Here is a 14,384-nt window from a genome sequence, read left to right on the forward strand (position 1 = left end):
GCGGGGACGTGAAGACTCGTCTGGGTACGCTGCTGGGTCTGGTGGCCATCGCGCCGCCGGCCCTGGGGATCGCGGCCTGCGGTTCGCACGCCGAGACCCCAAGGGGCGGTGCGGCGAGCGCCGGCCCGACCGTCGGCAGCGTCGCCACCGCCCCGGCGACCTCCACGATCGAGCTCTCCGAGACCGGCAGCACGCTGCTCTACCCGCTGTTCAGCGAGTGGGGCGCCGCCTACCGCGCGAAGTACCCGAACGTCACCATCACCACCCAGGGCAGCGGCTCGGGCGCCGGGATCTCTCAGGCCGCGGCCGGGGCCGTCGTCATCGGCGCCTCCGACGCCTACCTGTCCGCGGGCGACATGGCCGCGCACCAGGGGCTGATGAACATCGCGCTGGCCATGTCGGCGCAGCAGGTCAACTACAACCTGCCCGGTGTCCATCAGCACCTCAAGCTCAACGGCAAGGTGCTGGCCGGCATGTACCAGGGCACGATCAAAACCTGGAACGACCCGCAGATCGCCGGCATCAACCCCGGCCTGCAACTGCCCGACACGCCGGTGGTTCCGCTGCACCGCTCCGACGGGTCCGGCAGCACGTTTCAGTTCACCCAGTACCTGTCCAAGCAGGACCCCGACGGCTGGGGCAAATCACCCGGCTTCGGCACCACCGTCGCCTTCCCGGCCGTGCCCGCCGCGCTGGGCGAGAACGGCGACGGTGCCATGGTGACCGGCTGCGCCGCCAACCCCGGCTGCGTGGCCTACACCAGCATCGGCTCGCTCGACGAGGCCGACCAGCACGGACTCGGCGAGGCCAAGCTGGGCAACGCCTCCGGCAAATACCTGCTGCCCGACGCCAAGAGCATTCAAGCCGCGGCCGCCGCCTTCGCCACGAAAACCCCGGCGAACCAGGCGATCTCGCTGATCAACGGCCCGGCCCCCGACGGGTATCCGATCGTCAACTACGAGTACGCGATCGTCAACGAAAACCAGCGCGACGGTGCCACCGCCCAGACGCTGCAGGCGTTCCTGCACTGGGCAATCACCGAGGGCAACGGCCCGTCGTTTCTGGACAAGGTTCACTTCCAGCCGCTACCGGACGAGGTAGTGACGTTGTCGGACGCCCAGATCGCCAAGATCAGCGGCTGAGCAGAGTAAACGCAAAGGGACGCAAGGGCCTAAAGGAAAGAGAAAGGAACAGACCGTGAAAGTTCGTATGAGTAGGTTGCTGGCGATGGCCGCGACCGCGCCATTAGTTTTGGCGGCGGCCGCGTGTGGTTCGACCTCGCAGAACGGTGCGCCGAGCCAGGGTGGCGGCGGGCCGGTCGCGACGACGCCGGCGTCATCGCCGGTGACGTTGTCGGAGACGGGCAGCACGCTGCTCTACCCGCTGTTCAACCTGTGGGGCCCCGCCTATCACGACAAGTACTCGAACGTCACGATCACCACCCAGGGCACCGGCTCCGGGACCGGGATCTCCCAGGCCGCGGCCGGGGCGGTCGCCATCGGTGCCTCCGACGCCTACCTGTCCGAGGGCGACATGGCCGCGCACAAGGGGTTGATGAACATCGCGCTGGCCATTTCGGCGCAGCAGGTCAACTACAACCTGCCCGGCGTCACCGAACACATCAAGCTGAACGGCAAGGTGCTGGCCGGCATGTACAACGGCACCGTCAAAACCTGGAACGACCCGCAGATCGCCGGGCTGAACCCCGGCGTGAATCTGCCTGCCACGCCGGTGGTTCCGCTGCACCGCTCCGACGGGTCCGGTGACACCTTCCTGTTCACCCAGTACCTGTCCAAGCAGGACCCCGACGGCTGGGGCAAATCGCCCGGCTTCGGCACCACCGTCGCGTTCCCGACGGTGCCCGGCGCGCTCGGCGAGAACGGCAACGGCGGCATGGTGACCGGCTGCGCGGACACCCCGGGCTGCGTGGCCTACATCGGCATCAGCTTCCTCGACCAGGCCCAGGGCAAGGGGCTCGGCGAGGCGCAACTGGCCAACGCCTCCGACAAGTACCTGCTGCCCGACGCCAAGAGCATCCAGGCCGCGGCCGCCGGCTTCGCCTCGAAAACCCCGGCGAACCAGGCGGTCTCGCTGATCAACGGCCCGGCCCCCGACGGGTACCCGATCGTCAACTACGAGTACGCCATCGTCAACAGCGGTCAGAAGGACGGCGCCACCGCCCAGACCCTGCAGGCCTTCCTGCACTGGGCGATCACCGACGGCAACAACGCCTCGTTCCTGGACAAGGTTCACTTCCAACCGCTGCCGACCGAGGTGGCGAAGTTGTCGGACGCCCAGATCGCCAAGCTCAGCGGCCAGTAGGAGCTTGGTGACCGACTTCACGATGGGCGGCGCGCTGGCGCGGATCCGTGGCGCGCGCCGCCCGGGCCTGACCATCCGTTCCCTGGGTGCGGTGGGCGCGGTGGTTCCGCTGCTCGCGCTGGTGTTCGTGCTCGCGACGCTGCTCCTCGAGGCGCTGCCCGCGATCAGGGTCAACGGGCTGCACTTTTTCACCGCCACCGACTGGAACCCCGGCAACACCTACGGCGACGCCGTCGTCACCCGCGGCGTCCGGCATCCGGTCGGCGCCTACTACGGGGCGTTGCCGCTGATCGTGGGGACCCTGGCGACCTCGGCGATCGCCCTGGTCATCGGGGTGCCGGTGTCGATCGGGGCGGCGCTGGTGATCGTGGAGCGGTTGCCGAAGCGTCTCGCGTCGGCCATCGGGATGGTGCTCGAATTGCTCGCCGGCATCCCCAGCGTCATCGTCGGCCTTTGGGGCGCAATGACATTCGGGCCGTTCATCGCCCACTACGTGGCCCCGGTGATCGCCCGCAACGCCCCCGACGTGCCGGTGCTCAGCTACTTCCGCGGCAACACCGGTAACGGGGAGGGCTTGTTGGTGTCCGGGCTGGTGCTGGCGGTGATGGTCATCCCCATCATCGCCAGCACCACCCGCGACCTGATCCGGCAAGTGCCGGTGCTGCCCCGCGAGGGCGCCGTCGCGCTGGGGATGACCGACTGGGAGTGCGCGCGGCGGGTCACCCTGCCGTGGGTGTCGAGCGGCATCGTCGGCGCGGTGGTGCTCGGGCTGGGCCGCGCGCTGGGAGAGACGATGGCCGTCGCCATGGTGTCGGGCGCGGTGTTGGGCGCGATACCCACCAACATCTACGCGACGATGACCACCATCGCGGCAACCGTTGTGTCGCAGCTGGATTCGGCGATGACCGACTTCACCGACTTCGCGGTGAAAACCCTCGCCGAGGTGTCGCTGGTGTTGATGGTGATCACGTTGCTGACAAACGTCGCGGCCCGCGCGATGGTGCGCCGGGTGTCGGGCACGGCGCTGCCGGTGGGACGGGGTGTCTGACGTGGTCGGTACCCGACGCAAGATCGTCAACGCGCTGTTCTGGATCGCCTGCGTGTGCTGCCTGGCGGTGGTGGTCGTGCCGACGCTGTGGATGCTGATCGAAGTCGTCGCGCGCGCCCTGCCGGTCTTCAAATGGAGCGTCCTGACCGAGAACACCCGCGGCAACGGCGGCGGCCTGCGCAACGCCATCATCGGCACCGTGGTCGTCGGCGTCGGCGTCATGCTGGTCGGGGGCACCGTCAGCGTGTTGACCGGGATCTATCTCTCCGAATTCGCCGGCGGCAGAACACGTTCCATCCTGCGCGGCGCCTACGAGATCTTGTCCGGCATCCCGTCGATCGTGCTCGGCTACGTCGGCTACCTGGCGCTGGTGGTGAAGTTTCACTGGGGGTTCTCCCTGGCGGCCGGGGTGCTGACGCTCTCGGCGATGAGCATCCCGTACATCGCCAAGGCCACCGAGTCCGCGCTTTCCCAGGTGCCCACGTCCTACCGGGAGGGGGCCGAAGCGCTCGGGTTGCCGCTCGGTTGGACCCTGCGCAAGATCGTGCTCAAGTCGGCGATCCCCGGCATCGTCACCGGGCTGCTGGTGGCGCTCGCGCTGGCGGTCGGCGAGACGGCGCCGATGCTGTACACGGCGGGCTGGTCGAACTCGGCCCCGACCGGGAAGCTCACCGACTCACCGGTCGGTTACCTGACCTATCCGATCTGGACGTTCTACAACCTGCCGTCGAAGACGGCCCGCGACCTGTCCTACGACGCCGCGTTCCTGCTGATCGTGTTCGTGTTCCTGCTGATCATCCTCGGGCGGTTGATCACCTGGTTCGCGCGGCGGCACTCCGAATCGGGGTAGCCCGCCGTTCAGGCGGTCGGCAGCCGCACCACCTGAACGAAGAACTCGTCGATCTGGCGGACCGCCTTCATGAACTGGTCCAGGTCAACGGGTTTGGTGACGTAGGCGTTGGCGTGCAGCTTGTAGCTCTTGAGGATGTCCTCCTCGGCCGAGGAGGTGGTGAGCACGACGACCGGGATCTGGGCCAGGTCGGGGTCGGACTTGATCTTCTCCAGCAGCTGGCGGCCGTCGTATTTGGGCAGGTTCAGGTCGAGCAGGATCAGGTCGGGCCGGGGCTCGTCGGCGAACTCGCCGCGCCGGTAGAGGTAGTTGAGGCCCTCCTCCCCGTCGTGCGCGACGTGCAGCCTGTTCTTGAGTTTGTTGTGCTCGAACGCTTCTCGCGTGATGAGCTCGTCGCCCGGGTCGTCTTCGACCAGCAGGATGTCGATCGCTCTGCCTTCGACTGTCACTGATGCGCTCCTTCCAAAGCGACTGAGTCTTCTTCCTCGACGGGCCCGGGGGTGGGCAACGTGAATTCGAATCGCGTCCCCTCCGTGTAGGACGTGTCGATCCGCACGGTCCCGCCGTGATGCTCGACGATCTTCTTGACCAACGCGAGCCCCACGCCGGTTCCTGCGTACACCTCCCGGCCGTGCAGCCGCTGGAAGATGACGAAGACCTTGTCGGAGAATTCCTCCGGGATGCCGATGCCGTTGTCCGACACGCTGAGCAACCATTCGCCGTCGTGGGTGCCCTCGCCGGGTGAGCATTCGATGACTACGCGGGGCGGGCGATCCTTGTGCCGGAACTTGATCGCGTTGCCAAGGAGGTTCTGCCACAGCATCGTCAGCAGCGTCGGGTCCCCCAGGATCTCCGGAAGCGGCTCCGCGGGCCGCACGATCTGGGCGTCGGTTTCTTCGATCGCGATGGCCAGGTTGGCCAGAGCGGAGTCGAGCGTCGCGTCGAGTTGCACCTCGGTCTCGGTGGTGCCCAGCCGGCCGACCCGCGAGAAGGTGAGCAGGTCGTTGATCAGCGCCTGCATGCGCTTGGCGCCGTCGACCGCGAAGCCGATGTATTCGACGCCACGCTCGTCGAGCTTGTCGCCGTACCGCTTCTCCAGCAGCTGGCAGAAGGAGGCCACCTTGCGCAGCGGTTCCTGCAGATCGTGGGACGCGACGTAGGCGAACTGCTCGAGTTCGGTGTTGGAACGGCGCAATTCGGCGGCCTGCTCGTCGAGCAGGGTTTGCGCCGAACGGGACACGTCGAGCTCCTCGACCATGCGTTTGCGCATGTTCTCGACGTCGATGGCCATGTTGCGAATGTCCTTGGGCCGCTTGGGCGCCGAGATGACTTCGTCGAAGTTGCCCTGGGTGATCCGGCGGCAGGCCGCGGCCAGATTCGCGATCGGCCGGGTGATCGCGGCGCGACTCAGCAACCCGATCAGCAGGGCCGTCCCCAACACGATCAGCACCATCGCGCCCAGCACCCAGTCGCGCCAGCCGTTGATGTCGTTGAGCTCACCGACGGCGCTTGTCGCCGCGTCCGCCAGGTGCGTGTTCTGCGTATCGAAAAGCACTCGTAGCCGGTCGAATTTGGCTTTGCCGAGGTCGGCCATCGAGGTGCTGACGACGGTGGGAACCTTGGGGGTGACCGCCGCGATGACGGGTTCGGCATAGCTGCTCCGCCAGTCCGCGGCGGCCGATTCGATGGCCTCCAGATCGGCCATCAGCTCCGCGCGCCCGCCCACCAGCCGCCGAATCTCCTCGGCGGCCGCCCGTTCGGCGCGTTGCCCGTCGTAATACGGCGCGAGGAACTGCCGGTCGGCGGAGATCAGGTAACCGCGCACGCCCGTTTCCTGGTCCCGCAGGGCCGCCTGCAGGTGCGTCGCCGCGACGCGCGCCGGCTGGATGTCCTCACCCACCTGGCGCGACACCTGGTCGGTGCGATCCAGCAACACCCCGCCGACCACCGCGCCGAGGAGCACCGTCGCGCCCATGATCCACAGGACGAGGGCCAGCCACCCCCGCACGGTGAGCTGCGCGAGCCGAAGCGGACGCGGTGCCGTCACGTCGTGGTCCTCTCGATTCGGAGCACGGCGATGTCGTCGGTGAGACCCCCGCGCGGCTCGGCGAGTTCCTGGGCGCCGTCGATGAGGGCGTCGACGAACGCCGGGCCGGGTTGGTTGACGTGCGAGCGGGCCAGCTCGAGCAGGCCATCCTCGCCGAGCCGCTCGGTGCCCTGCCCCGAATAGCCTTCGTAGAGACCGTCGGTCAGCAACAGCAGGCCGTGACCCGAGGGCAGCGCAAGCTCGTGGCGCGGCCAGTCGCCGGCATGCAGGCCCAGCGCCGGGCCGCCCGGCGGCTCCACCCACTCCACCGCGCCACCGCCCTGCAGCAACATCCCCGGATGCCCGGCGCGGATGACGCTGACCCGCGGGCTGTCCGGCGAGATCTCGAGGCTGAGCACGGTCGCGAAGATGCCGGTGCCGGTTCGTTCCGAATACAGCACCCGCTCCAGCTGCCGCATCAGGTCGACGCCGTGCACGCCCGCGAAGGTGAGCGTCCGAAACGCGATCCGCAGCGCCGCGCCCAGGGCCGCCTCGTGCGGGCCGTGCCCGGCGACGTCGCCGATCAGGACGTGCACGATCCGGTCGGGCGTCTGGACGACGTCGTAGAAGTCGCCGCAGAGCAAGGCGTCTTCGCGGCTCGGCCGGTACCGCGCGACGATGTCGACGCCCGGGTTGTCCAGCAGCAGCGGGGAGGGCAGCAGTCCGCGTTCCAGCAGCGCGTTCTCCCGAGCCCGCAGCTGGGTCGCGTGCAGGTCGGCGGCGATGAGCTCGGCGCGCTTGCGCTCGATCGCGTACAGCAGCGCGCGGCGCAGCATCTCGGGCTCGACCCGGCCCTTGACCAGGTAGTCCTGGGCGCCGGCGGCGACCGCCGACGCCCCGAAGTACTCGTCGTTCAGCCCGGTCAGCACCACGATCGGGACGGTGGCGTCCAGCTTGGCGACGCGGTCCAACGCGTCGATCCCGCTGGCGTCGGGCAGGTGCAGGTCCAGCAGCACGCAATCGGGGCGGGCGGATTCCAGCTCGCGTTCCGCGTCGGCCATCGACTTGGCCCACACCACCCGGACGTCGGTGGCCGCGTCGGTGATCAGGTCCTCCACGAGCAACGCGTCGGCGCGGTCGTCCTCGACCAAGAGCAACGACAAGGACTGCCAACTCGCCGTCGGTGTGACCGGAGCACGCGCCGGTATCAATTCCCGGCCATCTGTGGACGGGAGTGGGAAGTCACGTTCTGCACTGCAGACCCCCTGGCCGCGATAAGACCATTGCTCGGTGGCGGTGGTCAGACGGGATAGCCGGTGCCTGTTTACCGACCGTCGGCTTGGACTTCACGCGCCGTGGAGATCCTATGCGGTACGGCCGGCGATTTCCCAACACCCCCGCGAAACGGTCAGCGCAGCAGCGCCCGCGACATCACCACGCGCTGAATCTGATTGGTGCCCTCATAGATCTGGGTGATCTTGGCGTCACGCATCATCCGCTCGACGGGGAAATCGACGGTGTAGCCGGCGCCGCCGAAGAGCTGCACGGCGTCGGTGGTGACCTCCATCGCGACGTCGGACGCCAGGCACTTCGACGCCGCGGAGATGAAGCCGAGGTGGGATTCGCCGCGCTCAGCGCGGGCGGCGGCGTGGTACACCATCAGCCGGGCGGACTCCACCTTCATCGCCATGTCGGCGAGCATGAACTGCACACCCTGGTTGTCGCTGACCGGACGGCCGAACTGCTTGCGGTCCTTGGTGTAGGCGATGGCGGCGTCCAGCGCGCCCTGGGCGATGCCGACCGCCTGCGCCCCGATGGTGGGCCGGGTGTGGTCCAGCGTCGCCAGCGCCGTCTTGAAACCGGTGCCCGGCTCGCCGATGATCCGATCGCCCGGGATGCGGCAGTTCTCGAGGTACAGCTCGGTGGTCGGCGAACCCTTGATGCCGAGTTTGCGCTCCTTAGGCCCGACGCTGAATCCCTCGTCGTCCTTGTGCACCATGAACGACGAAATACCGTTGGCGCCCTTGTCCGGATCGGTCACCGCCATCACCGTGTACCAGCTGGACTTGCCGCCGTTGGTGATCCAGCATTTGGCGCCGTTGAGGATCCAGTCGTCCCCGTCGGCCTTGGCCCGGGTGCGCATCGACCCCGCGTCGCTGCCGGCCTCGCGCTCGGACAGGGCATAGGACGCCATCGCCGAGCCGTCCGCGATCGACGGCAGCACCTGCTTCTTCAGTTCGTCGGAGCCGCGCAGGATCAGCCCCATCGTGCCCAGCTTGTTGACCGCGGGAATCAGCGACGCCGACGCGTCGACGCGGGCGACCTCCTCGATGACGATGCATGCGGCCACCGAGTCGGCGCCCTGCCCGCCGTACTCCTCGGGCACGTGCACGGCGTTGAACCCCGAGGCGTTCAGGGCCTCCAGCGCCTCTTGCGGGAAGCGGGCATTCTCGTCGACGTCGGCGGCGTGCGGGGCGATCTCCTTCTCCGCCAGCGCGCGGATCGCCGCCCGCAATTCCGTGTGCTCCTCGGGCAACTGGAACAGATCAAAGGTGGGGTTTCCGGCCCATCCAGCCATCTCGAGCCTCCTACGCTCTCCTGTGGCGCCCTGCCGAACTGCCCGACTCCTGCGCGGGCGCGGCGCGCCTCGTCGCCAAGCTACTAGTCGGTAACTTTACCCCGGCGCTGCTGTAGCGCCTCATCCTTGGCCCGCACGGTCTCGGCCAGCTGCTTCTGGAAGTCGACGATCCGCGCCCGCAGCGCCGGGTCCGACGACCCGAGGATGCGCACGGCGAGCAGGCCGGCGTTGCGGGCGCCGCCGATGGAGACCGTGGCCACCGGGACACCGGCGGGCATCTGCACGATCGACAGCAACGAGTCGAGGCCGTCGAGGCGCGCGAGCGGCACCGGCACCCCGATCACCGGCAGCGGCGTCGCGGACGCGACCATGCCCGGCAGGTGCGCCGCTCCCCCTGCCCCGGCGATGATCACCTCGATGCCGCGCCCGGCCGCGTCGCGGGCGTAGTCGAACATCACCTGCGGGGTGCGGTGCGCCGAGACGACGCGGACCTCGGCCGGCACGTCGAACTCGGCCAGCGCGGCCACGGCGTCCTGCATCACCGACCAGTCGCTGTCGCTGCCCATGATCACGCCGACCCGAGCCTGCTGAGGCTGCTCAGCCATGTTGCGCCGCTCCTCCCGCCTTTTCCGATCGCACCGCTCTGTTCATCGTCACCGGCGCATGTGGATCCCATCCGTCCGTCCACTCCCCATGTGACAACCAGTGTGCCGCCAGGTCGGCGCGTTCCCGCAGCTTCGCCACGTTTTCCCGCGCCGGGCCCAAGCCGACGAAGTTGATGTGGCCGACCTTGCGGCCGGGGCGTTCCTGTTTGCCGTACAGGTGCACGCGGGCGTCGGGCATCCGCGCGAACAGGTGGTGCAGCCGCTCGTCGACGCTCATCTGCGGGGGTGTCGCGGCGCCCAGGACGTTGGCCATCACGGTCACCGGCGCGACGGCGTCGGTGTCGCCGAGCGGGTAGTCCAGCACCGCGCGCAGATGCTGTTCGAACTGGCTGGTGCGCGACCCGTCCATGGTCCAGTGCCCCGAGTTGTGCGGCCGCATCGCCAGCTCGTTGACCAGCAGCGCCCCGTCGCCCGTCTCGAACAGCTCGACCGCGAGCACACCGACCACCCCGAGCTCGCCGGCCAGCCGCAACGCCAGCCCCTGCGCGTCGGCGGAGACGTCGTCGGGCAGGTCCGGCGCGGGGGCGATCACCTGCACGCAGATCCCGTCGCGCTGCACCGTCTCGACGACCGGCCACGCCGCCCCCTGGCCGAACGGCGACCGCGCCACCAGTGCGGACAGCTCGCGGCGCAGGTTCACCTGCTCCTCGGCCATCACCGGCACGCCCGAGGCCAGGAAGTCGGCCGCGATCTCGCGGGCGTGCAACGGGTCGCGGGCCATCCGCACGCCGCGCCCGTCGTAACCCCCGCGGATCGCCTTCACCACCACGGGTCCGGCGATGCCCCGGGCGAACTCGTCGAGTTCGTCGACGCTGCGGATCTCGGCATAGCGGGGCACCGGGACGCCGAGGGCCTCCAACCGCCGCCGCATCACGAGCTTGTCCTGGGCGTGCACCAGCGCCTGCGGCGGCGGCGCCACGTTGACGCCGTCGGCGACCAGCTTGTTCAGCAGCTCGGTCGGCACATGCTCGTGGTCGAACGTCAGCACGTCCGCGCCCGCGGCGACCCGGCGCAGGTCTTCGAGATCGGTGTGGGAGCCGATCACCACGTCGGGCGCGACCAGCGCGGCCGATTCGCCGGCGTCGGTGGCCAGCACCCGCAGCGTCTGCCCCAGGGCGATCGCCGCCTGGTGGGTCATCCGGGCGAGCTGACCGCCACCGACCATCGCGACGACGGGGGTGACCCGGGGAACGGCGCGGGCGGCTGCGGGGGGCGTTTCGAGGGGGGCGGCGCCCGGCGGGCGTGTACTCGGCACGGCCATCATGGTGTCACGGCTCCGCACGCCGCGGCCAAAGCCGTGTTGACCGCGGCCGACACTGAATTGTTATGTACGATTTTGCGTCGAATTTGTGTCCGTCCGTACACTGACGTGTTGTGTCCTTCGCTGAAGCCACGATCGCGCGTCTGCCAAGGGTTTTGCAGCCCTATTTGCTACGCCACCACGAACTGATCAAATTCGCCATTGTCGGCGGAACGACGTTCGTCATCGACTCGGCGATTTTCTATACCCTCAAGCTGACAATTCTTGAACCCAAACCGGTCACCGCGAAGGTGATCGCCGGCATCGTGGCGGTCATCGCGTCCTACGTGCTGAACCGGGAATGGAGCTTCCGCAACCGCGGCGGGCGCGAGCGCCACCACGAGGCCCTGCTGTTCTTCGCGTTCAGCGGCGTGGGGGTGCTGCTGTCCATGGCGCCGCTGTGGTTCTCCAGCTACGTGCTGCAACTGCGCGTGCCGACGGTGTCGCTGGCGGTGGAAAACCTGGCCGACTTCATCTCGGCCTACATCATCGGAAACCTGCTGCAGATGGCGTTCCGCTTCTGGGCGTTTCGCCGCTGGGTATTTCCGGACCAGTTTGCCCGCACGCCCGACAAGGCCCTGGAATCGGCGCTCACCGCGGGCGGTATTGCCGAGATCTTCGAAGACGAGATCGAGGGCGGAAACGTCACCCTGCTGCGCGCCTGGCGCAATCGGGCCGGGCGGCTGGGTCAGCTCGGCGATTCCTCGGAGCCCAGGGTGTCGAAGACTTCGTGATACAGCAGCGCGTGCACCTCGCGTAGCCGCGGAATGTCGTAGAACTCCAACGGATCCTGTGACGCCGACTCGATGATCAGCGTCCCGGTGCGGAACATCCGTTCGGTGATGCGGTCGCGGAATTCCACGCTGTTGATGCGGGCCAGCGGGATGTCGATTCCGGTGCGCGTCAACACCCCGTGCCGGAACATCACCCGGCGGTTCGTCACCACGAAATGGTTGGTCAGCCAGCTTCCGAACGGCCACAGCGTCAGCCACCCGACGATCACCAGCCAGATCCCCCAGATGACGCCGTGGATGATGTTCTTGGCGAGCTGCTCCCAGTGCGTCGAGTTGAGGTAGCCGGAGCCGAACGCCGCCAGCCCGGTCGCCAGCATGAGAACCAGCACCGGCCACATCAACCGCTTCCAGTGCGGGTGGCGGTGCACGATGACGTGCTCGCCGGCGGCCAGCACATTGTCCGGATAGCCCATGCCCGCCGACCTTAGCCGCGCGACGCGACAGCCCAGGCGTAACTACCGCAGATGGTGGCGACCCGCTGCGCCCGGCTACGCCGCGCTTGCGATCGCCACTACCGCAGATGCACCACATCGCCGGCCGCGACGACGGCGGTCTGCCCGCCGCTTTCCAGGCACAGCCGGCCCTGGTCGTCGATGGCGGTGGCGGTCCCATCGATCTGCTTGCCGCCGGGCAGGTGCGCGCGCACCCGGTTGCCGAGGGTCAGGCTGCGCGCCCGGTAGTCGGCGGCCAACGCCCAGTCGGCGCCGCGCGCGGCGCGCCAGGCCACGATCCGCCGTCCCAGCTCCCGCAGCAGGGCGGACACCAGCCGGGTGCGGTCGGGTTCGGCGACGCCGAGATCGAGCAGCGACGTCGCGCCGGGGCCGTCGATCTCGTCGGCGGACTGAGTCACGTTGAGCCCCAAGCCGATAACCACCACGGGCTTTGCCACCTCGGCGAGAATTCCGGCCAGCTTGCCCGGCGAATCCGCCGGCCCGGCCAGCACGTCGTTGGGCCACTTGAGCCCCACCCGGGCCCCGGACCCTTCCAGCAGCGGAGCGACGGTGTCGACCACCGCCACCCCGGTGGCCAGCGGCAGCCACCCCCACCCGGTGCTCGGGACGTCGACGACACTGACACCGACCGACATCGTGATCTGGGCGCGCGGGGTGGCGGACCAGCCGCGGCCGTGCCGCCCCCGGCCGGCGGTCTGGTGCTCGGCGATCAGCACCGCACCCGCGACGTCGGCGCCCGACGCCGCCCGCGCCAGCAGGTCGGCGTTGGTGGACCCGGTCTGCTCGACGACGTCGAGCTGACGCCAGCCCAGCCCGGTGCCGATCAACTCGGCGCGCAGCGCGGCGGCGTCCAGTGGTGCTCGAAGTTGATCTCGGTCTGTCACCGGACCCAGCCTAGACGGTATGGGTGGGCTGGGGCCTCGCTCAAATGTGATCGTGGGTTGCCGTCAGGAAGTGGGTCCTGGCCGGTAGAGCCACAGATTTGGGAGGCCCCAGTGATACGTCAGCGTACGAGTGTTGGCTTGGATGTGCACGCACGATCGGTGTTCGGGTGTGCGTTGGATGGTGAGACCGGCGAGGTGATCGAGCGCCGGATGACTCCGCACCACGGGGAGATCCTCGAGTGGGCTCGGTCGTTGCCGGGGCCGGTCAATGCGGTGTATGAGGCGGGACCGACGGGATTTGGGTTGGCGCGGGCTTTGCTCGCGGCCGGGATCGACTGCCAGGTGTTGGCGCCCTCGAAGCTGATCCGGCCCGCTGGCGATCGGGTCAAGACCGATGCGCGTGATGCGCGGCACTTGGCCCGGCTCCTTCATCTGGGCGAAGTGGTGTCCGTGGCGATTCCCTCGCCGGCCCAAGAGTCTGCCCGAGATCTGGTCCGTGCTCGCGAGGATCGCCGCGGCGATCTGATGAGCGCGCGCCACCGGATATCGAAACTGCTTCTGCGGCAAGGGATTGTCTACCACGGCGGTGAAGCCTGGACGAGTAAACACGAACAATGGTTACGTCAACAGCAGTTCGGCAATGTCGGCCAGCAGGCGGCGTTTGACGCCGCATTCGATGCGATGCTGGCCACCGTTGATCGCCGCGACAGGCTCGATCACGCGATCGCCGAGATGGCCGCCGACTCGGAGTTCACCGGCGTCGCCGGCCGCCTGCAGTGCCTGCGAGGAATCTCCACACTGACTGCATTCGGTTTGGCCGTCGAGATTGGTGACTGGACCCGCTTCACAGGCCGCACGATCGGCGCCTACGTCGGCCTGGTCCCTACGGAGTATTCCTCTGGCGATACACGCGCTCAGGGCGGGCTGACCAAGACCGGCAATGGTCATGTCCGTCGATTGCTGATCGAGTCGGCTTGGCATCACCGCAAGCCCTATCGGCCCAGCCAACGTCTGCGACGCCGCTGGGCGACGGCCACACCTGCCCTGCGGGCGCGCAGTCACGCCGCCAATCGACGCCTGCATACCCGCTGGGTCCGCTTCGATCAGCGTCACAAACGGCCAGTGATCGCCAACGCCGCGATCGCTCGTGAACTGGCCGGCTGGTGCTGGTCGGTGGCCGTTCTCGACGGCTAAGTAACCACAATTGTCCCGACAGAGACGACGCAGGCAAAGCGTTTGACTGAGCGACACGCGTCAGTTCTATGAGGAGATACATTGCAGCACAACGCATCTACCCTCGACCCTAGACCAGCGAACCGCTCATGCCGAAAGTCCCGTCCTGCGGTAACCAACCCGCGCATATCAGACTGACCCAGCGTCGACACGACGCCGCGTCAAACTCTATCGGGCCAACGAAGCGGCGGCCGCGACGACGGTCGTGGCCGCCGCTTCACCCTGCCACTTG

The 14,384-nt window shown here is 68.3% G+C and carries 13 protein-coding genes and 1 pseudogene; 6 read left to right on the forward strand and 8 right to left on the reverse strand.

The features are described from left to right. Positions 1–8: 8 nt before the first annotated feature. The 4 genes from pstS (AC0KS4_RS19430) to pstA all read left to right on the forward strand — a co-directional run bounded on the left by pstS (AC0KS4_RS19430) (position 9) and on the right by pstA (position 4,220). Positions 9–1,142, forward strand: a complete 1,134-nt coding sequence (gene pstS / locus AC0KS4_RS19430) for a phosphate ABC transporter substrate-binding protein PstS (protein ID WP_238956701.1) — start codon at positions 9–11, stop codon at positions 1,140–1,142. A gap of 67 nt (positions 1,143–1,209) precedes the next feature. Beyond that, positions 1,210–2,322 carry a phosphate ABC transporter substrate-binding protein PstS gene (gene pstS, locus AC0KS4_RS19435; protein WP_275254528.1) on the forward strand — a complete coding sequence of 371 codons (1,113 nt, stop codon included), beginning with the start codon at positions 1,210–1,212 and terminating at the stop codon, positions 2,320–2,322. Positions 2,323–2,344: 22 nt separating this feature from the next. Further along, complete coding sequence (gene pstC / locus AC0KS4_RS19440; protein WP_238957368.1) at positions 2,345–3,370, forward strand: phosphate ABC transporter permease subunit PstC; 1,026 nt, start codon at positions 2,345–2,347, stop codon at positions 3,368–3,370. A 1-nt stretch (position 3,371) separates the two neighbouring features. Next, positions 3,372–4,220: a phosphate ABC transporter permease PstA gene (gene pstA / locus AC0KS4_RS19445; protein ID WP_225329555.1), complete on the forward strand. Its 849-nt coding sequence runs from the start codon at positions 3,372–3,374 to the stop codon at positions 4,218–4,220. Positions 4,221–4,228: 8 nt separating this feature from the next. Here pstA and AC0KS4_RS19450 read toward each other — a convergent pair whose 3' ends face one another. From AC0KS4_RS19450 to AC0KS4_RS19475, 6 genes and pseudogenes are all read right to left on the reverse strand, one after another. Further along, on the reverse strand, positions 4,229–4,669 hold the full coding sequence (locus tag AC0KS4_RS19450; protein ID WP_225329556.1) for a response regulator: 441 nt from the start codon (positions 4,667–4,669) through the stop codon (positions 4,229–4,231). Next, positions 4,666–6,267: a sensor histidine kinase gene (locus AC0KS4_RS19455; protein ID WP_225329557.1), complete on the reverse strand. Its 1,602-nt coding sequence runs from the start codon at positions 6,265–6,267 to the stop codon at positions 4,666–4,668. The genes AC0KS4_RS19450 and AC0KS4_RS19455 overlap by 4 nt, the downstream gene beginning before the upstream one ends. Continuing rightward, positions 6,264–7,409 carry a PP2C family protein-serine/threonine phosphatase gene (locus AC0KS4_RS19460; protein WP_225329558.1) on the reverse strand — a complete coding sequence of 382 codons (1,146 nt, stop codon included), beginning with the start codon at positions 7,407–7,409 and terminating at the stop codon, positions 6,264–6,266. The genes AC0KS4_RS19455 and AC0KS4_RS19460 overlap by 4 nt, the downstream gene beginning before the upstream one ends. Before the next feature lie 245 nt (positions 7,410–7,654). After that, positions 7,655–8,824: an acyl-CoA dehydrogenase gene (locus AC0KS4_RS19465; RefSeq protein ID WP_238956703.1), complete on the reverse strand. Its 1,170-nt coding sequence runs from the start codon at positions 8,822–8,824 to the stop codon at positions 7,655–7,657. An 83-nt stretch (positions 8,825–8,907) separates the two neighbouring features. Continuing rightward, complete coding sequence (gene purE, locus AC0KS4_RS19470; protein WP_238956704.1) at positions 8,908–9,429, reverse strand: 5-(carboxyamino)imidazole ribonucleotide mutase; 522 nt, start codon at positions 9,427–9,429, stop codon at positions 8,908–8,910. After that, positions 9,393–10,753, reverse strand: a pseudogene (locus AC0KS4_RS19475) (5-(carboxyamino)imidazole ribonucleotide synthase). Before AC0KS4_RS19475 ends, purE begins: the two are co-directional and overlap by 37 nt. Before the next feature lie 110 nt (positions 10,754–10,863). On the opposite strand from AC0KS4_RS19475, the gene AC0KS4_RS19480 reads away from it, so the two are divergent. Continuing rightward, the gene (locus tag AC0KS4_RS19480; protein ID WP_008259906.1) at positions 10,864–11,523 is read left to right on the forward strand and encodes a GtrA family protein; all 660 of its coding nucleotides are present in this window, start codon (positions 10,864–10,866) and stop codon (positions 11,521–11,523) included. Here the strand turns inward: AC0KS4_RS19480 and AC0KS4_RS19485 are convergent. Further along, complete coding sequence (locus AC0KS4_RS19485) at positions 11,478–11,996, reverse strand: PH domain-containing protein (protein ID WP_238956705.1); 519 nt, start codon at positions 11,994–11,996, stop codon at positions 11,478–11,480. The two genes, AC0KS4_RS19480 and AC0KS4_RS19485, sit on opposite strands and share 46 nt — an antisense overlap. A 98-nt stretch (positions 11,997–12,094) precedes the next feature. After that, positions 12,095–12,919, reverse strand: a complete 825-nt coding sequence (locus tag AC0KS4_RS19490) for a biotin--[acetyl-CoA-carboxylase] ligase (protein ID WP_238956706.1) — start codon at positions 12,917–12,919, stop codon at positions 12,095–12,097. A gap of 111 nt (positions 12,920–13,030) precedes the next feature. On the opposite strand from AC0KS4_RS19490, the gene AC0KS4_RS19495 reads away from it, so the two are divergent. Continuing rightward, positions 13,031–14,113 (forward strand): IS110 family RNA-guided transposase, encoded by a 1,083-nt coding sequence (locus tag AC0KS4_RS19495; RefSeq protein ID WP_472408547.1) that lies wholly within the window; start codon positions 13,031–13,033, stop codon positions 14,111–14,113. Positions 14,114–14,384 lie beyond the last annotated feature (271 nt).

Source organism: Mycobacterium sp. NTMscope_MAC_12 (genome assembly GCF_976985675.1).